At 49.7% G+C, this 25,656-nt stretch carries 25 protein-coding genes and 5 pseudogenes; 15 read left to right on the forward strand and 15 right to left on the reverse strand.

What is annotated here, in order from left to right; translation table 11 throughout:
* Window positions 1-14 precede the first annotated feature (14 nt).
* The 4 genes from dapA to MCB1EB_RS06160 form a co-directional block, all read right to left on the reverse strand.
* Window positions 15-923, reverse strand: a complete 909-nt coding sequence (gene dapA, locus MCB1EB_RS06145) for a 4-hydroxy-tetrahydrodipicolinate synthase (protein ID WP_045362081.1) — start codon at window positions 921-923, stop codon at window positions 15-17.
* A 40-nt stretch (window positions 924-963) separates the two neighbouring features.
* Window positions 964-2,166 carry a tryptophan--tRNA ligase gene (locus MCB1EB_RS06150; protein WP_045365506.1) on the reverse strand — a complete coding sequence of 401 codons (1,203 nt, stop codon included), beginning with the start codon at window positions 2,164-2,166 and terminating at the stop codon, window positions 964-966.
* Between the two features lie 8 nt (window positions 2,167-2,174).
* On the reverse strand, window positions 2,175-2,837 hold the full coding sequence (locus MCB1EB_RS06155) for a site-2 protease family protein (RefSeq protein WP_045362078.1): 663 nt from the start codon (window positions 2,835-2,837) through the stop codon (window positions 2,175-2,177).
* Between the two features lie 87 nt (window positions 2,838-2,924).
* Window positions 2,925-3,758: a 3',5'-nucleoside bisphosphate phosphatase gene (locus MCB1EB_RS06160; RefSeq protein ID WP_045362076.1), complete on the reverse strand. Its 834-nt coding sequence runs from the start codon at window positions 3,756-3,758 to the stop codon at window positions 2,925-2,927.
* 97 nt (window positions 3,759-3,855) lie between these two features.
* On the opposite strand from MCB1EB_RS06160, the gene MCB1EB_RS06165 reads away from it, so the two are divergent.
* Entirely contained in the window at window positions 3,856-4,215 is a 360-nt protein-coding gene (locus MCB1EB_RS06165; protein WP_052393610.1) for a hypothetical protein, read from the forward strand.
* Between the two features lie 63 nt (window positions 4,216-4,278).
* Window positions 4,279-4,716, forward strand: coding sequence for a large conductance mechanosensitive channel protein MscL (gene mscL, locus MCB1EB_RS06170; RefSeq protein WP_045362073.1), 438 nt, complete (start codon window positions 4,279-4,281; stop codon window positions 4,714-4,716).
* An 11-nt stretch (window positions 4,717-4,727) separates the two neighbouring features.
* Here mscL and pbpG read toward each other — a convergent pair whose 3' ends face one another.
* The 5 genes from pbpG to MCB1EB_RS06195 all read right to left on the reverse strand — a co-directional run bounded on the left by pbpG (window position 4,728) and on the right by MCB1EB_RS06195 (window position 10,011).
* Window positions 4,728-5,819, reverse strand: a complete 1,092-nt coding sequence (gene pbpG, locus MCB1EB_RS06175) for a D-alanyl-D-alanine endopeptidase (protein WP_045362072.1) — start codon at window positions 5,817-5,819, stop codon at window positions 4,728-4,730.
* Between the two features lie 139 nt (window positions 5,820-5,958).
* Complete coding sequence (locus MCB1EB_RS06180; RefSeq protein WP_026921812.1) at window positions 5,959-6,777, reverse strand: ABC transporter permease subunit; 819 nt, start codon at window positions 6,775-6,777, stop codon at window positions 5,959-5,961.
* The gene (locus MCB1EB_RS06185) at window positions 6,777-7,682 is read right to left on the reverse strand and encodes an ABC transporter permease subunit (RefSeq protein WP_026921813.1); all 906 of its coding nucleotides are present in this window, start codon (window positions 7,680-7,682) and stop codon (window positions 6,777-6,779) included. Before MCB1EB_RS06185 ends, MCB1EB_RS06180 begins: the two co-directional genes overlap by 1 nt.
* Window positions 7,679-8,833 (reverse strand): ABC transporter ATP-binding protein, encoded by a 1,155-nt coding sequence (locus tag MCB1EB_RS06190; protein WP_026921814.1) that lies wholly within the window; start codon window positions 8,831-8,833, stop codon window positions 7,679-7,681. Before MCB1EB_RS06190 ends, MCB1EB_RS06185 begins: the two co-directional genes overlap by 4 nt.
* 35 nt (window positions 8,834-8,868) lie before the next feature.
* Complete coding sequence (locus MCB1EB_RS06195; RefSeq protein ID WP_081953580.1) at window positions 8,869-10,011, reverse strand: polyamine ABC transporter substrate-binding protein; 1,143 nt, start codon at window positions 10,009-10,011, stop codon at window positions 8,869-8,871.
* Window positions 10,012-10,191: 180 nt separating this feature from the next.
* On the opposite strand from MCB1EB_RS06195, the gene MCB1EB_RS06200 reads away from it, so the two are divergent.
* The 3 genes from MCB1EB_RS06200 to MCB1EB_RS06210 all read left to right on the forward strand — a co-directional run bounded on the left by MCB1EB_RS06200 (window position 10,192) and on the right by MCB1EB_RS06210 (window position 11,731).
* Entirely contained in the window at window positions 10,192-10,770 is a 579-nt protein-coding gene (locus MCB1EB_RS06200; RefSeq protein WP_026921816.1) for an NADPH-dependent FMN reductase, read from the forward strand.
* A 47-nt stretch (window positions 10,771-10,817) separates the two neighbouring features.
* Window positions 10,818-11,021, forward strand: coding sequence for a DUF1289 domain-containing protein (locus tag MCB1EB_RS06205; RefSeq protein ID WP_045362071.1), 204 nt, complete (start codon window positions 10,818-10,820; stop codon window positions 11,019-11,021).
* A 98-nt stretch (window positions 11,022-11,119) separates the two neighbouring features.
* Complete coding sequence (locus MCB1EB_RS06210; protein ID WP_081953445.1) at window positions 11,120-11,731, forward strand: glutathione S-transferase family protein; 612 nt, start codon at window positions 11,120-11,122, stop codon at window positions 11,729-11,731.
* 188 nt (window positions 11,732-11,919) lie between these two features.
* On the opposite strand, the pseudogene preA reads toward MCB1EB_RS06210, so the two are convergent.
* Window positions 11,920-13,226, reverse strand: a pseudogene (gene preA, locus MCB1EB_RS06215) (NAD-dependent dihydropyrimidine dehydrogenase subunit PreA).
* 65 nt (window positions 13,227-13,291) lie between these two features.
* Window positions 13,292-14,689 (reverse strand): NAD(P)-dependent oxidoreductase, encoded by a 1,398-nt coding sequence (locus MCB1EB_RS06220; protein ID WP_045362070.1) that lies wholly within the window; start codon window positions 14,687-14,689, stop codon window positions 13,292-13,294.
* A gap of 462 nt (window positions 14,690-15,151) precedes the next feature.
* Between MCB1EB_RS06220 and MCB1EB_RS06225 the strand changes: the two are divergent.
* Window positions 15,152-15,490, forward strand: a pseudogene (locus tag MCB1EB_RS06225) (transposase); the annotation flags it as partial.
* 297 nt (window positions 15,491-15,787) lie between these two features.
* Here MCB1EB_RS06225 and MCB1EB_RS06230 read toward each other — a convergent pair.
* Window positions 15,788-16,324: pseudogene (locus tag MCB1EB_RS06230) on the reverse strand (IS110 family RNA-guided transposase); the annotation flags it as partial.
* Window positions 16,325-16,404: 80 nt separating this feature from the next.
* Between MCB1EB_RS06230 and MCB1EB_RS12395 the strand changes: the two are divergent.
* A complete protein-coding gene (locus MCB1EB_RS12395; protein ID WP_232034091.1) occupies window positions 16,405-16,671 on the forward strand; it encodes a hypothetical protein in 267 nt (88 codons plus the stop codon).
* Window positions 16,647-17,171 (forward strand): IS3 family transposase, encoded by a 525-nt coding sequence (locus MCB1EB_RS06235; protein ID WP_232034162.1) that lies wholly within the window; start codon window positions 16,647-16,649, stop codon window positions 17,169-17,171. Before MCB1EB_RS12395 ends, MCB1EB_RS06235 begins: the two co-directional genes overlap by 25 nt.
* Here the strand turns inward: MCB1EB_RS06235 and MCB1EB_RS06240 are convergent.
* Window positions 17,152-18,531 carry an IS4 family transposase gene (locus MCB1EB_RS06240; RefSeq protein ID WP_126353912.1) on the reverse strand — a complete coding sequence of 460 codons (1,380 nt, stop codon included), beginning with the start codon at window positions 18,529-18,531 and terminating at the stop codon, window positions 17,152-17,154. The genes MCB1EB_RS06235 and MCB1EB_RS06240 overlap by 20 nt on opposite strands.
* Before the next feature lie 102 nt (window positions 18,532-18,633).
* Between MCB1EB_RS06240 and MCB1EB_RS12400 the strand changes: the two are divergent.
* Window positions 18,634-19,011, forward strand: a pseudogene (locus MCB1EB_RS12400) (integrase core domain-containing protein); the annotation flags it as partial.
* A gap of 177 nt (window positions 19,012-19,188) precedes the next feature.
* Here the strand turns inward: MCB1EB_RS12400 and MCB1EB_RS06250 are convergent.
* Window positions 19,189-19,461: pseudogene (locus MCB1EB_RS06250) on the reverse strand (hypothetical protein); the annotation flags it as partial.
* A gap of 2 nt (window positions 19,462-19,463) precedes the next feature.
* On the opposite strand from MCB1EB_RS06250, the gene MCB1EB_RS06255 reads away from it, so the two are divergent.
* The 3 genes from MCB1EB_RS06255 to MCB1EB_RS06265 all read left to right on the forward strand — a co-directional run bounded on the left by MCB1EB_RS06255 (window position 19,464) and on the right by MCB1EB_RS06265 (window position 23,854).
* On the forward strand, window positions 19,464-20,393 hold the full coding sequence (locus tag MCB1EB_RS06255) for an IS4 family transposase (RefSeq protein ID WP_269471775.1): 930 nt from the start codon (window positions 19,464-19,466) through the stop codon (window positions 20,391-20,393).
* Window positions 20,394-20,483: 90 nt separating this feature from the next.
* On the forward strand, window positions 20,484-21,524 hold the full coding sequence (locus MCB1EB_RS06260) for an IS110 family RNA-guided transposase (RefSeq protein WP_431311521.1): 1,041 nt from the start codon (window positions 20,484-20,486) through the stop codon (window positions 21,522-21,524).
* Between the two features lie 821 nt (window positions 21,525-22,345).
* Window positions 22,346-23,854: a gp53-like domain-containing protein gene (locus MCB1EB_RS06265; RefSeq protein WP_126353915.1), complete on the forward strand. Its 1,509-nt coding sequence runs from the start codon at window positions 22,346-22,348 to the stop codon at window positions 23,852-23,854.
* A 146-nt stretch (window positions 23,855-24,000) separates the two neighbouring features.
* Here the strand turns inward: MCB1EB_RS06265 and MCB1EB_RS06270 are convergent, their stop codons facing one another.
* Window positions 24,001-24,237, reverse strand: coding sequence for a tyrosine-type recombinase/integrase (locus MCB1EB_RS06270; RefSeq protein WP_232034093.1), 237 nt, complete (start codon window positions 24,235-24,237; stop codon window positions 24,001-24,003).
* A 129-nt stretch (window positions 24,238-24,366) separates the two neighbouring features.
* Between MCB1EB_RS06270 and MCB1EB_RS06275 the strand changes: the two genes are divergently transcribed.
* The 3 genes from MCB1EB_RS06275 to MCB1EB_RS06285 are packed head-to-tail and all read left to right on the forward strand — an operon-like array spanning window position 24,367 to window position 25,554.
* The gene (locus MCB1EB_RS06275; RefSeq protein WP_045365484.1) at window positions 24,367-24,651 is read left to right on the forward strand and encodes an integrase; all 285 of its coding nucleotides are present in this window, start codon (window positions 24,367-24,369) and stop codon (window positions 24,649-24,651) included.
* A 6-nt stretch (window positions 24,652-24,657) separates the two neighbouring features.
* Complete coding sequence (locus MCB1EB_RS06280; RefSeq protein WP_126353916.1) at window positions 24,658-25,035, forward strand: DDE-type integrase/transposase/recombinase; 378 nt, start codon at window positions 24,658-24,660, stop codon at window positions 25,033-25,035.
* Window positions 25,036-25,095: 60 nt separating this feature from the next.
* Complete coding sequence (locus MCB1EB_RS06285) at window positions 25,096-25,554, forward strand: Mu transposase domain-containing protein (RefSeq protein WP_126353917.1); 459 nt, start codon at window positions 25,096-25,098, stop codon at window positions 25,552-25,554.
* Window positions 25,555-25,656: the final 102 nt, after the last annotated feature.

Genomic DNA, 25,656 nt, shown 5'->3' on the forward strand with positions numbered 1-25,656 from the left:
AAGAGGAGCGATGGCTAGACTAAACATGCTTCGCGTAACGCACTCTGTAAAGCTGCGTGATGAGATGCATCGAGTGGCGTAAGTGGCAAGCGGATACCGCTTTTGATTTTGCCTAACTGCGTCAGCGCCCATTTTACGGGAATCGGATTCGATTCAATAAATAGATCGCGGTGCAATGCTAAAAGCTGCATATGGATGGCGCGCGCACGCGCCACTTCGCCAGCCAGCGCCGCCACGCACAAATCACTCATGGCCCGCGGCGCCAAGTTTGCGGTGACTGAAATATTGCCATGGCCGCCCATTAACATGAATGCCACAGCCGTCGGATCATCACCGCTATAAATGGAAAAATGCGCCGGCGCGGATTTCATCAATTCAATCCCGCGTTCCAGTTTGCCAGTTGCATCTTTAACTCCCACAATGCCAGGTACTTGAGCCAGTTTTAGAATCGTTTGATTGCTCATATCAGCCACGGTGCGACCGGGCACATTATATAAAATCAACGGCAAATCGACCTGCTCGGCAATCTTTGCAAAGTGTTGGAAGATCCCGGCCTGGGTTGGCTTGTTGTAATAAGGCACGACTTGCAAAGTCGCATCTGCGCCGACTTGTTTTGCATATTCAGTCAGCGCCACCGCCTCAGCCGTTGAGTTGCCGCCTGCGCCAGCAATCACTGGAATGCGCGCTGCCGCATGTTCTACGGCAGTTTTAATTAATAACTGATGTTCATCGATTGAGACCGTCGGCGATTCTCCGCTCGTACCCACAATCACAATCGCCTTGGTGCCTTGTTCTACATGCCAATCAATTAATGCGCGTAAGGTAGGCAAATCCAAACTGCCGTCTTCGAACATCGGTGTGACCAACGCGACAATACTGCCACGCACAGAAAAAATAGAAGGGTCTTTTATCAAACCAGTCATCGCATTAAGAATAAATTAAGCCATTAAGTTTAATGGGTGATTAGGAGTAAGAAAGGCCCATCGCCTCCCGCACTTCACGCATCGTCTCTTGGGCGACTTTGCGCGCTTTATCGCAACCGTCCGCGACAATCGCGCGCAGCAACGAAGGATCATCAACATACTTTTGAGCCCGCTCAAGCATCGGCTGCTGTTCATGCAAAATAGCATCAATCACGGGTTGTTTGCACTCTAGGCAGCCAATCCCCGCACTCCGGCAGCCTTTTTGCACCCAGGCTTGCGTGGTTTCATCTGAATAGGACAAATGAAACTGCCAGACCGGACATTTTTCTGGCTCGCCAGGATCAGTGCGCCGCACGCGAGCCGGATCCGTTGGCATGATGCGCACTTTCTTTTCAATCGAGCGTGCATCTTCGCGCAAGCCAATCGTATTGCCATACGATTTTGACATTTTTTGTCCATCTAGGCCAGGCATGCGTGAAGCTTCAGTCAATTGCGCTTGCGGTTCTACCAAGATGAGCTTGCGCGCACCCTCAAGATAGCCGAAGAGCCGCTCGCGATCGTTCATGGATAAGCTCTGCGATTCTTGCAAAAGCGCGCGCGCTTTTTCGAGCGCCTCGCTATCCCCCTCTTGTTGGTAAGCATTGCGCAGCTCATGGTAAAGCTTACTGCGCCGCCCGCCCAGCTTTTTAGCGGCGGAGAGGGCTTTTTCTTCAAAATTGGCCTCACCACCATAGAGATAGTTAAAGCGCCGCGCAATTTCACGCGTCATTTCAACATGGGGTATTTGATCTGCGCCAACCGGCACATGCGAGGCGCGGTAGAGCAATATATCCGCCGCCATCAACACTGGGTAGCCTAGAAAACCGTACGTCGAGAGATCTTTCTCTTTGAGTTTTTCAATTTGCTCACGGTAAGTCGGTACCCGTTCGAGCCAGCCGAGTGGCGTGCCCATACCAAGCAGCAACGCCAATTCCGCGTGCTCAGGCACGCGGCTTTGAATAAACAGCGTGGCTTGGGCTGGATCAATGCCAGCCGCCAACCAATCAATCAAGACTTCCCACACATGGCGCTCGATCACTTCTGGCGTTTCATAGTGCGTGGTTAATGCGTGCCAATCCACCACACAAAAAAGGCATGGGTACTCAGATTGCAGCCGCCCCCAGTTTTTCAAGACACCATGATAGTGCCCAAGATGCAGCGCCCCAGTTGGACGCATACCGGAAAAAATACGATCTGGAAACAGCATAAATATCAGCGCATCAGCGCAGTAAAAGGAGTTAACAATAAAGCGATCATATCGTAGCCCAGTTCGATTAATGGGCGCAGCCATAGTGCGCCTAACACGCCGGTCATCACGAGTGCTAACACGATAAAAAAGCCATACGGCTCAAGCCGAGCTAGCGTCAAAGCCGCACGCGGCGGCAATAGCGAAACTAAGATCCGCCCGCCGTCTAACGGCGGCATCGGCAGCAGATTAAATACACACATCGCTAAATTAACCAGTACCCCGGCCATCGCCATGCGCAAAAAGAAAGGCTCATCGACGCCTAGCGCGCCTAGCAGAATACTCGCAAAGGCCCAGACAAACGCCTGCGCAAAATTGCAACCCGGCCCGGCCAACGAGACCCAAAGGCTATGCCAACGCGGATTGCGTAAATTGCCAAACGCCACCGGCACCGGTTTAGCATAACCGAAGACAAATGCCCCGTTCGTCGCAAAATAAAGCATCAGCGGCATTGCAATCGTCCCAAACGGGTCAATATGCTTAATTGGATTAAGACTAACCCGTCCTAATATATAAGCTGTGCTATCGCCGAATCGACGTGCAGCATAAGCATGCGCGGCTTCATGCAGGGTAATCGAGAATAAAACCGGTAATGCGTATACCGCAATAGTTTGTACTAAATGATCCATAGCCCGCTATTGTAACTAAGCGCGGGCGCTAAGTTTAAAAAATCAAAATCCATGATGAGCGTCGTTCCTGTTCATTGCTGAGCGCGTCTATAGCCAAGCGTGCCAAACCGGCGTTAAATCGGCCGGCAGCGCTGGCAAACTGCCCAAAGCAGTCCGACTTTCTTTTGGCGCATGGAAATCCGAACCGCGCGAAGCCCAAAATCCGTAGTGGCGCGCAATTTGCGCATACTCTTGATACTGTTGCTTAGTGTGGCTGCCAGTGATGACCTCAATCGCCTTGCCGCCTAATTCTTTAAAAGTGGTCAACAGTATCTCAAATTCACGCGGCGTAAAGCGATAACGGCCTGGATGCGCAAGCACCGCCACCCCACCCGCAGCGTTAATCCAGCTGATTGCATCGGTCAGTTGCGCCCAGCAATGCGGCACAAAACCCGGATGCCCCTCAATTAAATATCGTTTAAACACAGCCGGCAGCGATGGCGCAAAACCGGCTTCAACCAAATAACGTGCAAAATGCGTGCGCGCAATCAAATCGGGATTAGATGCGTAACGGAGGGCCCCGGCATAAGCATCCTTGATGCCCACCTTGGCCAACTCTGTCGCCATTGCCTGCGCCCGCGCCACGCGCCCACGGCGGGCCTCAGCCAAGCCATTGACGAGCGCGGCGCAGTCTGGATTAAAATTCAAGCCAACTACATGCACGGTGCGCTCAGCCCAAGTGACCGAGATTTCAACCCCACACACATATTGCATTCCCAACGCAGTTGCCGCCTGATGCGCGGCGTGCTGCCCGCTTAATTCATCATGATCCGTCAGCGACCACAGTTTCACCCCGCCAGCATACGCATAGCGTGCGACTTCCGCCGGCGTAAGCACGCCGTCTGAACAATTGGAATGGCAATGAAGGTCAGCGTTAAGCATTATGAAATTTCGCGAATAGAGGTATTTTACTTGCTTTGCTGTGTTATTTTTGAATTTTTACAGGATATATCGTTAAGCACCTTAGTTCATCTCATTTATGCGACAAAAATTTCTTGCATTAAAGCGCCTCTCGGTTGCCCGTGTACTCACGGTTTTCTCTCTCGCGTTAGCGGGTTGCGCCCAGCCCGGATCGGCTGAGTACACGACAGTGCTAAGCCAGCTTCCCGCTGCTTCAGCGGGGGCGCCGCTCAGCCCTCAGCAGCGTCTATTTTATGATGCCGTCGGCGCACAAATGCTAGTGGAAAACAACTGGGCGGCAGCCTTCGAACAGACCGCTGGCATGTACTATTACCCGCGACCCACCTATAATATTTACAGTTGGCCTGCTGGTTATTGGTCTTATAATTTTTATAACTACAACTACTGGAGAGGCCATTACAGCCGGTATGGATGGTAGAGATAGTCAGGCCATGCGTCAATCCGCTTTTTTTATACAACATTCTAAACTCAGGGGCTCGCTATGAAGTTAATCCAAGATTTCAAAAAATTCGCGATTAAAGGTAATGTGATGGACTTAGCGATTGGCGTCATTATCGGGGGCGCTTTCTCAACGATTGTGAATTCCGTTGTGAAAGATTTAATTATGCCAGTTGCGAGTCTATTTACAGACGGTTTAGACTTTTCGAATCGGTTCATCCGGCTCGGCGCAATACCCGCTAATTTTCAGGGCAACCCTCACTCTTATAAAGATTTACAGGGAGCTGGCGTCGCCCTTTTCGGCTATGGCAGTTTTATTACCGTGGTGTTCAATTTCATCATCCTCGCCTTTGTCGTCTTTTTAATGATGAAATTTATTAATACTTTGCGCGACGCTCAAACCAACGCCCCAGCTGCCGCCCCACCAGAAGATGTTTTGCTGTTGCGAGAAATCCGTGACGTGCTCAAACAACCCAAATAAGAGCTTACTTTTTAACTATCGGCGGCAGCGTCAGCCCGACTGATATGCTGCACGCCGCCATTGCCCACCCAACTGCGGATGCGTTTAGCGTCGCCCAGGCGCGAGTATTTGCCCGTCGAGTCAAGCAATACGATAATCAGTGGGCGATTTTGAATCGTGGCTTGCATCACCAAACACTCACCCGCTTCGCGGATAAAACCGGTTTTTTGTAGACCAATTTCCCAGCTTGGGTTGCGCACCAGCGCATTGGTGCTGCGATACTGCAGCGCCTTCCTGCTGGTAAAGACGTTATGATTCGCATCAGTTGAGAACTCGCGGATCAATGGATACTGATAAGCGGCTTTGACCATTTTAGCCAAATCGCGCGCGCTAGAAACATTATGGCTAGAAAGCCCGGTTGGATCCAAAAAGCGCGTATCTCTCATCCCCAAGCTTTGGGCTTTTTGGTTCATCGCTGTAATAAACCCCAAGCGGCCACCTGGATAGTAGCGCGACAAAGCTGCCGCGGCACGGTTTTCAGACGACATTAATGCAATATGCAGCATATCCGAGCGCGATAAGCGCGACCCTACGGATAAGCGTGAGCCCGTGCCTTTTTCAAGATCTCGATCTGCGACGCTTACCTCAAGTATATCCGTCAGCGGTAAATTAGCATCCAGCGTTACCATCGCAGTCATCAGCTTACTAATTGAAGCAATCGGCAATACGGCTTGCGCATTTTTTTCAAACAGCGCTTCATTCGTATTTTGATCAATCACGTAGGCAACGCTTGAACGCAACGCAAGCGCATCTGGCGTTTGATGTAAGCCAAAGGAGCGCCCTAGCGATGGCGCGGATGGCTTAAATGCGACGCGGCGCACATTTTTCGTGCGCCGCACCTGCGCGCGCTGCGCGTAGACCGGGCTCCGATATGCCGCAGTCTGACTTTTTACATTGATTGTAGCCACCAATCTGGACGGGGCGGCGCTCGACTTACGCTGCGCATAAGGCGAATCTGGCGCTGCCGGGACCCCAAGCGCTAACCGAGGGATGAGAGTTAACGCCATCAGTACGCTTAAATAAGCAACCGGCGGTAGCGCAGAGCGAATAAAGTTATTTCGCATGACCCAAAGCCAAGAAAAGTTGTGATAGCTGATTCGCGCTAAGCAATTCTAATAGCCCGAAGATGTTTATCAGTGTAGCCAAGGCTTTTATAAATAACCATTACAAACTGTATCAAAGTGAGCGCAAACGAAGGGGCGGTTATAAGGTTTGCATCTTGCGTTTGCGCTCTGAGACTTGCATCATATGGGTTGCTATCACGACACCAATTGTTACAACTGTAATAAAAATCGTAGCCAGCGCATTCATTTCTGGATTCAACCCCAGCCGCACACGCGAAAATACGACTAACGGCAAGGTTGTCGAGCCAGGTCCCGACAAAAAGGACGACAGCACGAGGTCATCAATGGATAACGTAAATGATAGCAGCCAACCCGCAATCAAAGCCTGTGAAATTAAAGGGAGCGTCACCGTAAAAAATACCTTAATGGGCGTTGCGCCAAGGTCGAGCGCAGCCTCTTCTAACGCTGGATTCAAGTCGCGCACGCGTGACTGGACAATAATCGCCACATAAGAAATCCCCAACATCACATGCCCCGCCCAGATTGTGAGGATTCCGCGTTCAGTCGGCCAACCTAAAAAATTACTCAGTTCGACAAAGAGCAATAACAACGAGATCCCTTGAATCACTTCAGGAATCACCAACGGCGCGTTAATCATCGCGCTATACAACGTAAAGCCGCGAAAACGTCCCATCCGCGCCAACACAAAACCCGCCCAGGTGCCAATTGCCACCGAGGCGAAAGCTGTGAGCGCCGCAATCCGGAGCGAGAGCCAGGCAGCCGCGAGCAGTTCTTCGTCATGCAGCAGCGCTTCATACCATTTTAAAGAAAAACCCGTCCATACCGTGACTAAAGCCGACTCGTTAAACGAATAGACAATCAGGCTGATAATCGGCGCGTATAGAAAAAAGAAGCCCGTGCCCAGCATAGCGAGGCGTAACGATCGATGTGGTTTGATCATGACTTGCTAGAAAGCTCTTTCACTTGAGAATGCTGAAACAGCGCCATTGGCACCAGTAACAGTAACACCATGGCACAAGTGACGGCTGACGCCATAGGCCAATCAGCATTGTTAAAAAATTCATTCCACATGACGCGGCCAATCATTAAAGTATCGGCTCCGCCAAGCAACTCTGGAATCACATATTCCCCTACCGCCGGAATAAAGACCAGTAGACAACCGGCCATAATGCCATTTCTGGAAAGCGGCAACGTAATTTGCACAAAGACTTTCCAAGGCCGCGCCCCTAAATCATGGGCAGCCTCTAGCAAACGCAAATCCATTTTGACTAAATGCGCATAGAGCGGCATCACTAAAAAAGGCAGATATGAATACACCATCCCGATATATACCGCAATATTCGTGTGATAAAGCTCGATTGGCGTTTCGATCAAACCGGCCCAGATTAAAAAATTATTCAATAAGCCGTTATTCTTCAAAATCCCAATCCACGCATACACACGAATCAAAAACGAAGTCCAAAAAGGCAGCATGACTGCCATCAGCAAGATATTACGGGTGACTGGGTTTGAGCGCGCAATGTAATACGCCATCGGATAACCGATGAGTAAGCACAGCACCGTCGAAATCGCCGCCACTTTCAGTGAATTTACATAAGTGGCGAAGTACAAGTTATCCGTTAATAAAAACGCATAATTGGACAGTTGCAGGGTGATCTTAAGCACCCCGTCTTTGAGCACTGCCAGCTCGCTATACGGGGGAATCCCGAGCCGCAAATCTGCAAAGCTGATTTTGACGACTAACAGAAAAGGGACAAAGAAAAACAGCAAGAGCCAAATATAAGGGCCGGCAATGACGGCGGCGCGGCCTTGAGGGGCTAAGCGTTGCAACCAGGCCTTCATTTTGTCAGCACCACGCCCGACTCTGGGCTCCAACTAATAAAGACTTCATCGTCGTAAGTCGGCGCTTGCATTTCCGTAAGCGCTAAACTGGAAACATTCGCCACCACCATTTTGCCGGAATCAAGCATTACGTGGTAAAGCGTGTACCCCCCGCGGTATGCAATATTGTCGACTTTACCGTGCGCCCAATTGTAATTTTGCGCCGGCGCTTGGCGCGTCACAGCAACCCGCTCTGGACGCACAGAAATCGTCACTTCCATGCCAAGCTGTCCCATCACACCATGGCTCACATATAGAGGTTTAGGCAAATCTGGACTTTGCACAAAGATATGATCCGCTTCATCCTCTACGATCGTGCCCGCAAAAAAATTCGTCGAGCCGATAAATTCAGCGCAAAAGCGGCTATTCGGATATTCATAGACTTCTAGCGGCGTGCCAATTTGCACAATGCGCCCATCCGTCATCACCGCCACTCGGTCCGCCATGACCATGGCCTCTTCTTGGTCATGCGTGACCATAATGCAAGTCACGCCGACTTTATCCAGAATATCCATCAATTCAATCTGCGTGCGCTGCCGAATTTGTTTATCCAGCGCCGACATGGGTTCATCCAGTAGCAGCAATTTAGGTCGTTTAACCAGACTGCGCGCGAGCGCCACGCGCTGCTGCTGACCGCCTGACAGTTGATGCGGCTTGCGCTTAGCCAAGTGGCTCATTTGCACTAGCTCAAGCGCACTGGCCACACGCTCTTGAATTTCCGCTTTGGGCCGGCCTTCTTGTTTGAGGCCAAAAGCCACATTAGCGTGCGCCGTCATATGCGGAAAAAGCGCATAAGACTGGAACATCATATTGACCGGACGCCGGTATGGTGGCATTTGAGCCAGATCTTCGCCATCAATCAAAATACGGCCTGACGTCAAAGTTTCAAAACCCGCTAACATCCTCAGCAAGGTCGATTTGCCACAGCCCGAACTGCCAAGCAAAGCAAAAATTTCCCCTCGTTTAACCGACAGACTGACATTTTGCACAGCCGTAGTCGCGCCAAATTTCTTTACGGCATCAATAATTTGGACAAAATCGCTTTCCTGACTGTGCAGACTCAGTGGCTTAGCAGGCGTAACAGTAGGGCCATGGGATGAATCTCTGCTCATTAAAACTTAATACCTTTACAATAGAAAAACAAACACTAAAAACCGGTTTTAAATTCAGTCCATAAGCGCGTCATTAACCGCGCCGTCTCAGGCGGCAACGGTTTAAGCAAAAATAGCTTTTTAATCATCTCAGGGCTGGGATAAATTGCCGGGTCATTCGCCACCAGGGGATCAAGGTACTGCTTAGCGAGCATATTTGCGCTCGGATAATAAACTTGATTCGTAATCGCCGCGTGGACTTGCGGTGTTTCGATATAGTTTATCCATTTCAGCGCGGCCTCTTTATGCGGCGCATCTTTGGGGATCGCCATCACATCAAACCAAATCGGCGCCCCACTCTGTGGAATAAAGTATTGAATTTGATAGTCTTTCTTTGCCTCACGCGCACGCCGCCCGGCAATCACAACATCGCCAGACCAGCCAAAAGCAAAACAAATATCCCCGCCGACTAAATCATTGATATACCCCGATGAGTTAAATTGCGTGATATAAGGCCTAATCCGCTTAAGCAATTGTAACGCCTGTCGGTAGTCATCTGGATTGGTGCTATCAGGCGCTTTGCCAAGGTAATGCAGCGCCGCGGCAAACAATTGATCGGGCGCATCTAGCATCGACACGCCACAGCTTTTTAACTTTGAAACATACTCTGGTTTAAAGAGAATGTCCCAGCTATCCAACGCCACATCGGCGCCCAGCACCTGGCGCACTTTGGTGACGTTATAACCTAGACCTGTCGTACCATAAGCCCACGGTACAAAATAACGATTACCTGGATCGGCGCCAGCGACAATCGCCATAAGCTGCGGATCAAGATGCTTAAGATTAGGCAGTTTTGACTTATCGAGCGGCTCAAAAATGTCTGCTGCGCGCAACCGGCCAGCATAGTTGCTCGTGGGCGTCACCACATCGTAACCGGAGCGCCCGGTCAAAAGCTTCGCTTGCAAGGTGTCAGCGCTATCATAAACGTCATAACGCACTTTAATGCCGGCTTGCTTTTCAAAGCCTGCAATCGTATCCTTTGCGATATAGTCAGACCAGTTATAAATATTCAGCCGCGCCTCATTAGGGCCAGCCCACGCAAAGGGGGCAACACAGATTAGACCGAGCAAAAACTGTGGCCTGCGGAAAAAACTTTGAAATAGATTGAGCAAAAGCGATATGGCTCGACAGCGGTTCATTTTAATCTTCATTTTGCGCACCCTGATTTTAACGCGAGGCGAAACTTGCTCTTGAAAAACGCAAAAATATCACCAAAATCCCCTGAAAGCGACCATCGTTATAAAAAATATACGATACCGTCGTAATAAACTTACAGCTCTGTTGTTGCAAACCCTACCTATCTTACTTTAAAGGCCTATATGAACGCCCCTCGCATCCTCGTCTTCGCTGGTTCGCTGCGCACCGGTTCCTATAATCTTGCCCTAGCCAAAGCGGCCGCGCAGCAACTCGAGGCGCTTAATGCACAGGTGACGCTATTAGATTTAGCCGATTATCCGCTGCCAATTTATGACGGCAACCTAGAGCAAGCCAGCGGCGTGCCAGCCGCAGCGCGCACCTTGCACACCACCATCGCTGCGCATCAGGGCGTGTTTATTGCCAGCCCCGAATACAATGCCAGCGTTACACCGTTGCTGCTGAATACGATTGCTTGGATCTCCCGCGTCAATGAAAATGGCGGCAAACTCGCTGTTTTTGGCCAGCCGGTCTTCGCGCTTGGCAGCGCTTCACCAGGCTATTATGGAGGATATCGCGGACTTTTAGCGTTGCGTCATTTATTGACACTAACGCTGCATAGTCAGGTTTTGCCGCAGATGGTCACCCTAAGCCAAGCACATCTCGCCTTCAATGAACAAGGCCAACTTAAAGATGAAGCCGCCCAAAATATGCTGCAAGAAATGGCAAAGCAACTTGTCAAAGCTGCGCACACTGTAAAATAACCCCACTTGATTGCTTTACTCAGCGCTAACCTCATACATACAGCTCAATGTCCTCCGAACTTCATGATCTGCCCGATAGCCCTTGTATTGGCGTTTGCTCGACCCTTTTTGACGAGGTCTGCATGGGCTGCGGGCGGACCGCATTTGAAGTATCGAACTGGGTCTTTTTCAGTGATGAGGAAAAGCGCTTAGTATGGCAGCGCATTATCAAAGAAAATAAAGCCATGCGTTTTACACGCGCGCCAACTTAGATAGCAAGAAACATACCGGATGGCAAACGTTTCGAGTTAAGCTAGCGCAGGTTGCATTCAGCAACCTGCCTTTTAACCCATTCACCTAAGAGGTTATCGTGCTGACTCTCTATTTTGCTCCTCATACCTGCGCACTCTCTGTATTAATTGCATTAAAGTGGCTTGATGTGCCGCATAAAGTTGAAAAAGTAAAGTTAGGCGACCCTGAATATCGCAAGCTCGCGCCGCTGGGCATGGTGCCGGCGATGACAGATGAGCACGGGAAGTTAATGACGCAAGCCGCAGCGCTCTTAAAATATCTCGTCAATAAATATCCAGCAGCAAAACTAGGCGGTGATGGTACCCTCGATGGCAACTATGTGTTGGATGAAAAGCTAGCCTTTCTGACTGGCGATTTTCATCCTGCTTTCTGGCCGTTTTTTTCACCCAAGCGCTTCACGGTAAAAGAAGATGAAGCAAGTATCGCAGCGATCAAAAGCGCCAGCCATATTCGGATTGATCGAGTCATGCTGGAATTGGATCGTCAGTTGGGGAACAACGCATATTTGCTTGGTCAGCAGCGTAGTATTGCTGATGCCTATGCATTTGCGATGGCGCGCTGGGCGGATTATCTGCCTAAAACCATCAGCCATTACCCTAACGCCCAGCGATTTATGCAGGCGATGCAAGAGGACGAAGGTGTACAAGCGGCGTTAAAACACGAGGCTTAAAAAAAAGCCCGCACTCTGTACCGCACCCTAAAAGTTGACACCGCGCCAAATTTTTAGGGTGCAGTTCAAACTAGTTTTGTTATATATCCCCTTTCTTATTACATCTATTATCATATGATTCCCCCTTTCGCACAAAAATCCTAACACGCTCACTCAATTTCTTCGGTAACCCAGGTTATGAGGCAACGTTAGTCTCCTTCGATAACTCTTGTTAATGAGGCAGCGCCGGGTTCGGCCTGGCATGCAGGGTTGTTCGGATGCGTGGTCCAGTTCGCGTAGCCGCCAGCGTCAACGCGCTCCATCGTGATGCATTGATCGACTGGGCACACATGCATGCATAAATTGCACCCGATGCATTTTTCGTCGACCACCTCGAAATAACGCTTACCATCGCGACTCGCTGTAATTGCTTGGTGTGAAGTGTCTTCACATGCAATATGGCACAGGCCGCATTGAATGCATCGCGACTGATCGATACGCGCCTTGACGTCGTATTGCAGGTTCAAGTACTTCCAGTCGGTGACATTAGGCACCGCGCGGCCACACAAATCGTCGAGTGTTGCGAAGCCTTTATCGTCCATCCAGTTCGACAAACCGTCGAGCATGTCGTTGACGATTCGGAAGCCGTAGTGCATCGCCGCCGTGCACACCTGCACACTGCCAGCGCCGAGTACGATGAACTCAGCCGCGTCGCGCCAGTTCGAGATGCCGCCGATGCCGGAGATCGGCAGCCCAGGCGTCTTTGCATCACGCGCGATTTCAGCCACCATATGCAATGCGATTGGCTTAACTGCCGGTCCGCAATAGCCACCGTGCGTGCCTTTGCCGTCAACGGTTGGCTCTGGCGCCATCTGGTCTAGGTCAACTGCAATAATCGAATTGATTGTATTAATCAGCGATACGCCGTCGGCACCCCCTGCGTATGCGGCACGCGCGCCGAGCCGGATGTCGGTAATGTTTGGCGTCAGCTTGACGAGGCACGGCAACTTGCTCGCTTGCTTGACCCAGCGCGTGACCATCTCGACGTATTCGGGCACTTGGCCAACCGCTGCGCCCATGTTGCGCTCACTCATTCCGTGCGGACAGCCAAAATTGAGCTCGACCGCATCGGCGCCGGTATCCTCAACCTGAGATAAGATCGATTTCCATGCGTACTCGTCGCATGGCACCATTAGCGAGACGATCACAATGCACGCTCCGGCCAGTCGCGCTTGACCTGGGCAATTTCACGCAGGTTCACGTCGAGTGGTCGGTCGGTGATCAACTCGATATTGTTAAGTCCCGCGATGCGCTGGCCGTTGTAAGTCGTCGCGCCATATCGCGAGCTTACGTTGACCACATGTGGGTCGAGGCCGAGTGTCTTCCAAACCACACCGCCCCAGCCAGCCTCGAATGCGCGATTGACATTGTAGGCCTTATCGGTGGGTGGCGCGGATGCGAGCCAAAACGGGTTTGGCGACGTGATACCAGCTATTGTGCAGCGAAGGTCAGGCATGATCGGTCCTCCAGTTTTCTGATGTCAATGTGGAATTGCAATTGGATATGCGACGATATGCTCTGTTACCCGGCTTTGGCCACGGTGCGGGCGAACTGCCGGATGATCGCGTGTGCGGCCAGCTTACCGTCCTGCACGGCCTGCACGGTTAAATCGAGCGCCGGATGGTTAGTGCAGTCGCCGCCCGCCCAAACGCCAGGCAGTGACGTGGCGCCATCAGCGTCCACCGCGATCCGTGCGCCGTCGAGCGTCAGCAGTTGTGCGTCAAGGCCATCGGATACAAGCGTCTGGCCTATTGCCTTTAGCACAACGTCCGCTTTGATGCAAAATGTCTCGCCGGTTCCCTCGAGCTGGCCGTCGGCATCCAGCCGTGTAGTCTCAAACTGCACGGCGCTCGCATGCGCGTCGCTACTGCCGGCCTGCAGCATGCCAATGATGCGCAGCGGCCTGGCCCATTCGAGCAGCACCACGCCTTGTTTTCGTGCGAAGTCACGTTCCGCCCATGTAGCGCTCATCTGCGCCGCGCCGCGCCGGTAGGCCATCGTGACCTGCCTCGCACCAAGTTTGACGCTTTGTACGGCAGCATCGATTGCGGTGTTGCCACCGCCGATTACAACCACTTGGTGTCCGACCGGCAACGTACTGAGGTCGTCGCTTTGACGTAGCTGGGCGATGAAGTCGACTGCGTTCAGCACACCGGCCAACGTTTCGCCGTCGGCATGCAGCGCATTGATGCCACCCAGCCCGATGCCGAGGAACACGGCGTCAAACTGTTCACGCAACTGCGTCAGCGCGAAGTCGCGACCAAGCTGGCGTCGGGCGTGCAGCTCGATGCCGCCGATCGACAGCAGCCATTGCACTTCACGCTGCGCGAAATCATCGACAGTTTTATACGCGGCGATGCCGTACTCATTGAGCCCGCCCGGCTTGTCATGCGCATCGAAGATCGTTACCCGGTGTCCACTCAGTGCGAGCGTATAAGCGCATGCGAGGCCGGCTGGCCCGGCACCGACAACGGCGACGTGCCGCCCAGTATCGGCCGCCCGTGCGAAGAGCGGTTTACCCGATACCACTTCACGCTCCATCTGGTGATCGGTTGCATGCCGTTGCAACGCACCAATCGCAACGGGCATGCTGTCCTGGTGGTTGAGTACACAAGCGCCTTCGCACAGAATCTCGGTCGGACACGCGCGCGCGCACATGCCGCCAAGAGGGTTGGCTGACAGGATGTCGCGTGCGGCGCCTACCAGGTTGCCGTTGCCAATCTTGCGGATAAAGCCTGGAATGTCGATACTCGTTGGGCATGCGTTTACACACGGCGCGTCATAACAGTAGCAGCAGCGGTGCGCCTCGACAACTGCCGCGTGAGCGCTGAGCGGGGACGCCACATCGGCGAAGTTTGCCGCGAGTTGTTCTGCAGGCAAACAGCCTGCAGCGATATCGCCGTTCTTGTGTAATGTCATCGAAGTGCTCCTTTGAACAAGAAACATGGCCCTGCCAAACATATGCCACTAGCAGGTGTGATGTGAAACAAATAACGCAATATAAAACGGCGACATGCTGGATCAGATAATTCAAACCACTGCCGCATAAAGTGAATCATCAACAGCATCCTACTGCATACCTAAGACGCACCCCTGAGTTTCCCTAATGTAAAGCCCACCAAAAGAAAAAGGTTATTAACCCCCGTTAAGGATACGTAAAATAATTATTCAGATAATCTTTTTATTTATTATAAAAATAGATGATATGGAGCCTTTTTGTTAAAGAAACAATCTTATCATTCAGTATGAGTATCATATGTGGTTGATTTAATACACGGATAGGACTGCCATCATCGTACTACTTAGCGCCAGTGTGCTTATGCTTCCTTTAACAGCTCATGCGGGCCCATGGCCAGCAGAAAAAAAGGGGGCAGGTCACTAGCGCTTGAGGCCTTTGCTGAGGGTCCATGGGGGCTGAAATATCTGCCGATTGCCTCAATTTGGCAGCGCCACTGGCAAGAAGTCATTCCTTTTTTTGCTTATCCGCAAGAGGTCCGTAAAGTTATTTATACAACCAATGCCATCGAGAGCCTACATGTGCAGGTGCTTAAGGTGATTAAAAATCGAGGTCATTTCCCCAATGACCAAGCTGCCATTAAGCTTATTTATTTGGCTTTGCGAAATATCACTAAAGATTGGAAAATGCCACCTATCACGTGGCGCACTGCAAAAATTCAATTTGCCATCTTATTTGGCGAGCGTTTTACAGCTTCATTATAAGAAGCTGTAAAATTTAACCGGGACTTCGGACACACAAATCTATGGTCCCCCCGTTTTTTGCAAGACTGATTTTTGATGCTGTGGTGGCTTGCCTAAATCTATTCGGAGTCATTGTAGGGAGAAATCTCCCTGCTCCACGATGAGAGCCGCGCCCAGTGATCCTAAAAAAATCCTCAGTCTTAATGACTTATTGTGTGAACAGGTTCTTCACCAGGCCTCTGTGCCGTTTACGTCATCAAATTTCAGCGTTCGCAAAACCAGTGGGTGGGTGTTAATAAATTGTTAAGAAAACCATGCTTAAGCAGGCATGACAAGAACCTTTTCTTCAAACACTTTATGGCGAGCAACAACTGCCCATGCGATTCTCGCCAGTTTATTGGCGAGTGCACAAGCAACGACATTCGAGTGTCGTCGTGTCAGCATCATCTGTATCCAGTGGCTAAGCTGATCGACACGTTTATCAGCGTTTTTCATAATGGAACGGGCACATTGCACAAGAAGCCGACGGATATTTTTATCACCACGTTTACTAATCCCCAGCAAGTTGGCTCTACCGCCCGTACTATATTGGCGCGGCACGAGCCCGATAGATGCGGCAAAATCTCGGCTACAACCATATTGTTTCCCATCACCCATATCTGCCGCAAGCACGCTCGCTGTAATCGGGCCAATACCTGGAATGGTCATGAGCCGCTGGGCAATCTCGTCATCGGCCAATTGCATGTGCAATTCCTTCTCGATATCGCTTACTTGTTCAGCGAGATACTTATAGTGCGCGTGCAACCGTTCTAGCATGGCCACTAACTGATGTTGACCACTTTTCACGGACACCCTTAAACTATCAAAAAGGAGTCTGTAATGCGTAAAAGCAAAGCGCCATATCCATCGGCCTTTCGTCAACAAATCGTAGGCTTGTGCAAGCAGGTAAGAGCGCTAAAGAGCTATCTAAAGAGTTCGGATGCTGCACTAAAACAATCTTGAGTTGGGTCGCCCAAGCCTCAATAGCTCAAGCCCCTAAATCATCGATCAAGGTGGGCCTAACTACGGCAGAGGGAGAAGAGCTCAGTCGCTTACGGCGTCAAGTACGACAGCTTCAAATGGAGCGCGATATCTTGGCAAAGGCTACGGCCTGGTTTGCCGCAAAAGGCGAGAAGATATCTACCCCCTCTTCGAGCTCATGATGGCGAATCAGGCCGAATTCCCCGTGCAGGTGCTGTGCCGAGTGTTAAAAGTTTCGCGTAGTGCGTATTACGCTTGGAGTCAGCGTAAACCGAGTGCTCGTCAACAAGAAAATACGCAGCTGATAGAAGAGATTCGCATCATTCATGCTGAGTCAGATGCGACGTATGGAATGCCCCGTATTCGAGCTGAGCTGATGGAGCAAGGCTGGGCCGTTAGCCGTCGCCGAGTAGCAAGGCTGATGCGCCTTCAGGGCCTACGTGGCGTGTGCCGTCGTCGCTATCAAGTGACCACTCGGCGTGACTTACGGCAGCCGCCCGCACCTGATCTGGTGAAGCGTCAATTTGTTGCTGATGAGCCGAATCAGCTATGGGTGGCGGATGCTACGTTTGTGCCGACTGGAGCTGGCTTTATCTATCTGGCCATTGTCTTGGATGTGTGGAGTCGACGTGTCGTGGGCTGCTCAGGATTACCCACAAATTTTAGTCACACTGGTGCATGATTTGAAACATTTTGGTGGCCTCATGCAAAGCCATGAACCCACGCCACAATACAGTAGGGCCGGGCGGGAGATCATGCTTGCGCGCTAGGTATCCGCCGAGTTTAGCGATCCACAGAATGGCCTGATTCAAAGTAGGAGGATCGCTAGGAGGATGCTTGGTATTGTGAGCACGGCAATATAAAGCTTGCCATTCAATGGGCTGAAGTAAAACTTCACAAGAGATTTCAGGATTACTTCGACCTAGTAAGGTGGCATACAAAATACGCCAAGCGATGACCGTAAATAATGCAGTAGAGCGGACAAAGCGATCTAAGCTACCCAACTGACGATGTTCAATTTGGCAGCCGCTTTTGAGGATACGATGCCAAGTTTCGATAGTCCAACGGCGCGCATACCACGTGAGTCTTTCCAATGCTTGTTCTTGGGTATGCGTTGGCACTGAACTTAATAGCATCCACTCGATTGGATGAGTCCCTTCAGGTGGATGGCTTTCCAATGCCCAAATCGCAAACACCTCGACATTAGGCAGATTAGGATTAGGATGATTGCACGGCCGGCGAAGCGTAACGGGCGCGCATTTTATAGCCAGCTGAGCGATGCGCTGTGCACAGTTGCTACGAGCAGGCACGTTAAGTTCTATACAGCCTAATTCGGAAGCAGATGCCATAGCTTCCCACAAGTATTGATCAGGATGATCCACTTTGCGATTCCAAGAGGCACGAATTAACCAATCGACTCCATCTGGACGCGGTGCAACAAATAAGTCGTAAATATCTGCCTCGCGATCACACACGCTAATCATGTGCGTTTTAGGGCATCCAGCTTTGAGAGCCGTCAATTGCTTTACGCCCTCGAGCCACTTTACGCTTTCTTTTTCATCAATCGACCTCTTAGCGCGCTGTTTCTTTTTGCCCAGCTCACTCAGATCGCGTGCCCACGCTTTCATCCCCAGTACGCCTAGCGGCAATCCTTCCGGGGTCACTGCCAACATACTGTGCATCATGAATCCACGTACATGTTTGCTGCTGCAATAACCCAGACCTTCCGTGGCCGGTAGATGCGTTAAATTAAATTCTGTCGTGTCTTGCACCGCCAACACAACTGGCACTTGATTCATTCGGTTTTGTGTCTGAGCTATATGCGAGCCCAACACCCCATCTGTATCGACCTGCTTGTTGTCGAAGAATCGATACGCTGATTTTAACTGCGCCTTCGTCAGTGTGTGAGGAAATGAACCATGCGGCATCTTCGATAACTGTTCCGCCAATAATATCAGCCGTTTCGTCAGCCGCGCATCTCCTAAGTGGGCTTCGCTAAATTCAGTATTCGCCCAACTCTCCAAATCACTTTCAGCCACCATTGCTTTGCCTTTTTAGCAGGTAAAACTGCAATGTTTGTACAGGATACAATTATTTACAACTTCTCTAGCGATTCTTCCGACAAATTTGTGGGTAATCCTGAGGTGGGCTGGGCCATTGGCGAGTCTCTCGTTACAGAGCTGATGCTCGACGCTTTGAATATGGCACTTGAACAACGTCAGCCTGAGAATGTGATTCATCATAGCGACCAGGGCTGTCAATACACCAGTTTTGCCTTTAGCAATCGCTGCAAGGCAGCGGGCGTGAAACTGTCTATGGGCAGCGTTGGTGATGCCTACGACAATGCGATGGCAGAGAGCTTCTTTGCCAGTCTTGAGTGCGAATTGCTGGATCGGCGTAGCTTTAAAAGTAAGTCTGACGCTCGCTTAGCTGTATTTACGTGGATTGAGGCTTGGTATAACCCTAAACGTAGGCATTCCTCTCTTGATTACGTTTCACCGATTCATTTTGAAAGGAAACATTTGCAAAAAAACGACATTCAGCCTGATGACTCTCTATACGAGTCAGAGGGTCTGATACTGGGCACAATGGATTCTGTTTTACCTAGTATTCATGCCGACTTACAAAACAATTTCATCTCTGTTTCCAATTGATTTATGGAAACCCTTTACTGTCCGTGAGAAGGGGGCAACATCAAACCGGGGTGGCAGTGGGTGTTCAGCTAATAGGGCAGGCAAACGCTTAATAACCGCGTGTCCAACTGGCAAACTCACACCAAATTCGAGCAAAAAACCATGAATCTGATTAATCGTGCTAGTTCTGTCCTTAATCAACGCTTCGCGTACTCGATGCAGAGCAGATAACGTGAGCTGCGATTTCTTGCGAAACATCATCCTTCCTGCTTTGTCTTGTCCATGAAGATGAAAGGATGTCTTACCTAAATCGATTCCTATTAGCGCTACCTTATCCATTGATGGCCTCCGTAAAATTCCCCACTAACTTAAACAGTTTAGACTGTGGGGGGACCATCTCATTAAATCCTGAAACCCTCGCTCTCAAAGCTGGATGCCCTAAAACGCACATGATTAGCGTGTGTGATCGCGAGGCAGATATTTACGACTTATTTGTTGCACCGCGTCCAGATGGAGTCGATTGGTTAATTCGTGCCTCTTGGAATCGCAAAGTGGATTATCCTGATCAATACTTATGGGAAGCTATGGCATCTGCTTCCGAATTAGGCTGTATAGAACTTAACGTGCCTGCTCGTAGCAACTGTGCACAGCGCATCGCTCAGCTGGCTATAAAATGCGCGCCCGTTACGCTTCGCCGGCCGTGCAATCATCCTAATCCTAATCTGCCTAATATCGAGGTGTTTGCGATTTGGGCATTGGAAAGCCATCCACCTGAAGGGACTCATCCAATCGAGTGGATGCTATTAAGTTCAGTGCCAACGCATACCCAAGAACAAGCATTGGAAAGACTCACATGGTATGCGCGCCGTTGGACTATCGAAACTTGGCATCGTATCCTCAAAAGCGGCTGCCAAATTGAACATCGTCAGTTGGGTAGCTTAGATCGCTTTGTCCGCTCTACTGCATTATTTACGGTCATCGCTTGGCGTATTTTGTATGCCACCTTACTAGGTCGAAGTAATCCTGAAATCTCTTGTGAAGTTTTACTTCAGCCCATTGAATGGCAAGCTTTATATTGCCGTGCTCACAATACCAAGCATCCTCCTAGCGATCCTCCTACTTTGAATCAGGCCATTCTGTGGATCGCTAAACTCGGCGGATACCTAACGCGCAAGCATGATCTCCCGCCCGGCCCTACTATATTGTGGCGTGGGTTCATGGCTTTGCATGAGGCCACCAAAATGTTTCAAATCATGCACCAGTGTGACTAAAATTTGTGGGTAATCCTGAGCTTTAAACGGCATCATGATGTGCCAAAATGGGAGTTCAATCTCACCCATTGATAGACAGGAGCATTCGCCATGGAGATCACAACAGTAGGCATCGATTTAGCAAAGACATGGTTCCAATTGCACGCCGTAGGCAAATCTGGCAAAACAGTACTTAAGAAGAAGCTAAGCCGTGGTCAGATGATTGAATTCTTCGCCAACCTACCCACTTGTCTGATTGGCATGGAGGCCTGTGCTAGCGCACACCAGTGGGCACGGAAGCTACAGAGTTTGGGCCACACGGTAAAGCTCATGGCACCTCAGTTCGTCAAGCCCTATGTCAAGACCAACAAGAATGATATGGCTGACGCCGAGGCAATCTGCGAAGCCGTGAGTCGACCCAACATGCGCTTTGTACCAATAAAAAATCTGGAGCAGCAAGCAGTACTTTCGCTGCATCGAGTGCGCCAGGGCTTTGTGAAGGCACGTACCGCTCAGGCGAACCAAATTCGGGGCCTGCTTGGTGAATTCGGAATGATTCTCCCGCAAAGCATTGGCTACATCAAGACTCGCGTACCTGAGCTGATTGAAGATGCCAGTAATGAGTTGCCAGGCGCATTTCGTCTGCTCGTGCAACGATTGCTGGATCATTTTAAGGAACTTGATCGCCAGGTCAGTGAACTTGAGGGGCAGATTCAAAGCTGGCATCGCAACAATACCGTCAGCTGTAAACTTGCACAGATTCCGGGGATTGGGCCGATTACTGCCAGCGCTTTGGCTGCCTCAATTGGGGATGCTAAAAACTTTAAGAGTGGGCGGCAAGTTGCGGCGTGGCTAGGACTCGTACCCAAACAGCATTCCAGCGGCGGTAAGCAGAACCTGCTGGGGATCAGCAAGCGAGGCGACTCGTACCTCAGGTCGCTACTTATACATGGCGCGCGTTCTGTGATTTACTACGCGTCAAAAAAACCTCAGTTGCACCCTTGGATTAACGGCGTCGTTAATCGACGAAGCAACAATGTAGCCGCCGTGGTTGGCAAAACCCGTGGATTTCGAAGCACACAAAGTGCATGGACTCGATTGAGGTGCCGACCAGCAATTCCCATTAAGGACAGTGATTCTATTTCACGCTAACAGTCCGGATGTACGGGTGCAATCTTTTCCTTCATGCCTTCATGAATTGAAACCTTGACAAACTGGGAGCGTCCATGTACGAAATCCGGTATACTGGTCCCCAGTATCGAGGGTTCAAATCCCTCCCTTTCTGCCAATTCCCTGTGTTTATAAGGCTTTCCCTTTTCAACCCTCCGCTTCTGCGCCGGTTTTTTGCTTCGGAATGCGGTATTTCGTCTGTTTTGCAGGCGGGCTTATTGCAACGATCAATAAGGGAGAAAAACGTTTAAGTTGAGTCGGGGATGGAGATGATTTTCTGCACAGCCTGCGCCCCGCCCAATTCAACGATGGGGTCAATTCAGCAAAAAAGTCTGGAGCGTTTCGGATAGAGAAAAGCGAACCAAAACAGAGGACTCAACGAAACACATAGCCCTTAGCGCATCACTCTTATTTCTTCGTGACGCGCGAAAAGCAAGAAGAACCCGATGAGAAAATCTTAAAAAATAAACAACCCTCTCATTCTAAATTTTGGCTCAGTGATTACATATCTTTAAAAATTTGACAATTCGTAGAAATTGACTAAAAATTCAAATCAGCAAAAATAATTGCTCTAGATAAGTATTCTGTTCCTTTTTGCAAAAACATATTTTACTTCTTCAAATTGTATAGCTTGATTACCATTCTCTCTCAAAAGATTCAGGCACAGTTTATTATTTTTCTACTTTGATTCAGATAAATTTTTTAAACTCGTGCTACTGAATCCAGACAGTGATAATAGCTATAAAATTCCTTTTTGAATGTGTTGTTTTTTTATTTTATGAAGAACTTTACTGGAGCTTATAATGGAAATTACGTCTTCGCAGTCAACATCTTCATCACCTTCAATATCCAGAACACCCTCTCCTTCTCCTACGCTTCCCACTTCTCAAGAAACAGAAAACAATTCGGGAAAAAATCAATTATCAAATCAACACATAAAAGGTTTCGTAGTTGACGCGGGCCAGCCTTCTAATCAATCCGATATTGGCTCGGCTACAAGAGTAGGCCGCGATTCACAAGTTGATACAGTCTCTCAACAGTTAGAGAAAACCAAAGACCGTATTCCTAGCGCTCTAGACTCAATAACAACAAACTTGAATCGAATATCTGGAAGGCTCGGTCAATTAGAACCAAAATTTCTAACTATAGCGCTTCCCGTATGCGTAGCTTCTCTATCCTTCTGGCTTTATGCAACGAATACTTTCCAGACTTTTCAGGGCAAGCCTAATCATCAATCTGAACCTTTGTTAGATAATCTCTTAAAGCAGGTCAATCAATTCGAGCAAGCAAATGATAATATGCCTAACCGTCTAGATTTGCTGGAAGCTGAGCTTAGCCGCCTTTCTGCATTGCTGAATCAATCGAATCCGCAATCTTCACATCCCGCCCTTTCTGCCTGTGTCTTTTCTATATTCCTTTGCTTCTGCGTAATTAGTACTTTGTGGAAAAAATTGAATAGCCAGTCCATACAAAATAAAAAACTAGAAGAACAGCTTATCCAGCTCAAAAACGAAAAAACTGATCTAGCCATTGAATTTAATAACCAATCTGCGCTAAACAAAGACCAACTCTCAAAACTCCAAGGATTGGAACAACAGCTCAGCCAACTTACAAATGAAAAGACTAATCTAGTCATTGAAGTTAGTAACCAATCGGAACACATTCAGACTTTACGAAATGAGTTTGATGCTCTGCATAATCGCTTTCATTTGAAAAACGAAAACTTGCCTTGGGCTAAATTGACTGGAGTACCGACAACTTTAAGGGCATTTGGTATTACTGATGCTATAACAACTGAAAAATTTCAAGCAGTGTTTAACAGTTTTCACCCCAAAAACGGTGAATTGGATTGGCAAAAAATTTCCAATACGCCATCTACTATCAGTGGATATGGCATCATTGACGCCGCTCCTCTTGGCAGTCCATTTGTCGGCACGCCCAACGAGGCCGGAAATTACGGTACCCAAGTTGCCAGCACTGCTTTCACTCAGAACGCTATTATGTCTGCCTTTACTGGACCTGACCGGCAATCTTTAGAGACTCGAGGAGGTTATCAAGCATTACCTGGCGGACTTATTTTCCAATGGGGACTCACTTATAGCAACAGTGATGGAATGTCCAATGTGACTTTCCCTATCAAATTTCCAACGAAATTTATAGGCATTCATGGCACTCACATAGGCGGTGGAAATGCAACCGTTATTGAATATGTTGGGACTCGAACTAATCTAGGTGTCACATTGCGCACCATTAATGAAAATGGTCACACCTCCGAAGGATGGGGCGTTCAATGGTTTGCTCTTGGAGATTAGCCGTGCGATTATTGATATAGTTTATGCGAATACCGGGGACCCCTCCGGTCGGGCTTTGCTTTCTCTCGGGAACACCCTGTATTCGTACAACCGAAGTTGAACGGTGGTGTATCAGTTTAAATCGCTGTTGATAGCTATTTCGTTGGCTACACCTTTTCACCCCACCGATTGCGAACATAGTGTTCCGTCATCTTGATACTCGTATGCCCCAACTGCTTTTGCGCGCGACGAATATCCCCTGATAACTCCGCCTTATCTGTCCCCGCTTTCGCCCGCAAATCTCGAAACTGATACTCCTCTGCACATAAGCCTGCCGCAGTGCGCGCTTGCGCAAACATCGCTTGTAGCGTTTTTAACGCGACTCGCGCTCCTAACTCATTCACTACCAAATCCACATACTGTTAAACAGCGTGCAAAACTTACCAGTTTATTAGAGGAAACAGCGTGCAAAAGTTTCCATCCTATTTATGCAAAGATCCGGCGAATTTGCCGGGGAAACTGGAGTGTTTTACATGGAAATGATTTACGAAATAAGACGTCGATACAAAGTACAAAAGCAGAGCATCAGCGCGATAGCACGAGAGATGGGTCTATCGCGTCCGACAGTGCGCAAACATGTTGAGACGGTAGAGGAGCCCAAGTACGATCGAATACAGCCGATACGGCCCCAATTGGGTGCTTATGAAGGACAACTAGAGCAATGGTTAGAACAGGAAGCCAAGTTTCCCCGTGGCCGTCGTCGTACTGCTCGTCGACTGTTTGAAGGGTTACAAGAAATAGGATACCCGGGCGCTTAGGACAGCGTGCAACGCTTTGTTAAGGATTGGAAACTAAAGGCTCAAGGACCGCGAGTCACACAAGTTTTTGTACCCCTCGTCTTTGAGCCTGCTGATGCTTGCCAATTTGATTGGAGCCATGAGCATGTCGAATTAGGGGGCGTGGGACAAACAGTTAAGGTGGCCCATTTTCGGCTGGCGTATAGCCGTCAGCTCTTTGTTATAGCCTATCTGCGCGAAACCCAAGAGATGGTATTCGATGCACATAGACAGGCTTTCACTTTTCCGGGGGGCGTGCCCAACCGAATCATCTACGATAATCTCAAGACGGTGGTGGATACCATTTTAGTCGGTAAGGAGCGTCAATTTAATCGGCGTTTTCTGACTCTAGCCAATCATTACTGATTCGAGCCAGTCGCCTGTACACCAGCCGCAGGCTGGGAGAAAGGGCAAATTGAGAATCAGGTGGGCAATGTATGGGAATGGTTATTCACGCCGCTTGCGCGCTTTTCTAATCTGGTCGAACTCAATGACTGGCTGGCTATACGCTGCCGAGAACTCGCTCAACGCAAACACCCCTGCCATAGTGGACGCACTATCAACGAATGTTTCCAAGAAGAACAACGCTTGTTACGTCCAATCATCGCCCCGTTTGAGGGTTACGTTGAACAGATGATGCGCGTCTCAAACACCAGCTTGGTGCACGTGGATAGAAATCGTTATAGCGTTCCGGTTCGCTTTGCCAGACAAGCCGTGTCTGTACATATAAGCGCCAACCCAATCCAAGTGGTAGCCCAGGCTCAGGTCGTTGCGACTCACCAGCGAGTCTTTGGGCGGGACCAACTCATCTGCAATCCTTGGGCATTATTTGCCTGTGCTAGAGAAGAAACCCGGTGCCTTACGCAATGGTGTGCCTTTCGTTGAGTGGAATTTACCCCTTCCCATTCAAGCGGTACGGAAATGCCTTCTGAAGCGCCCTAAGGGGGATCGTGCCTTTGTCGAACTGCTCCTGTTGGCTCAGAAAGT

It is taken from the genome of Mycoavidus cysteinexigens (assembly GCF_003966915.1).
In the GTDB taxonomy this organism is placed as follows: domain Bacteria; phylum Pseudomonadota; class Gammaproteobacteria; order Burkholderiales; family Burkholderiaceae; genus Mycoavidus; species Mycoavidus cysteinexigens.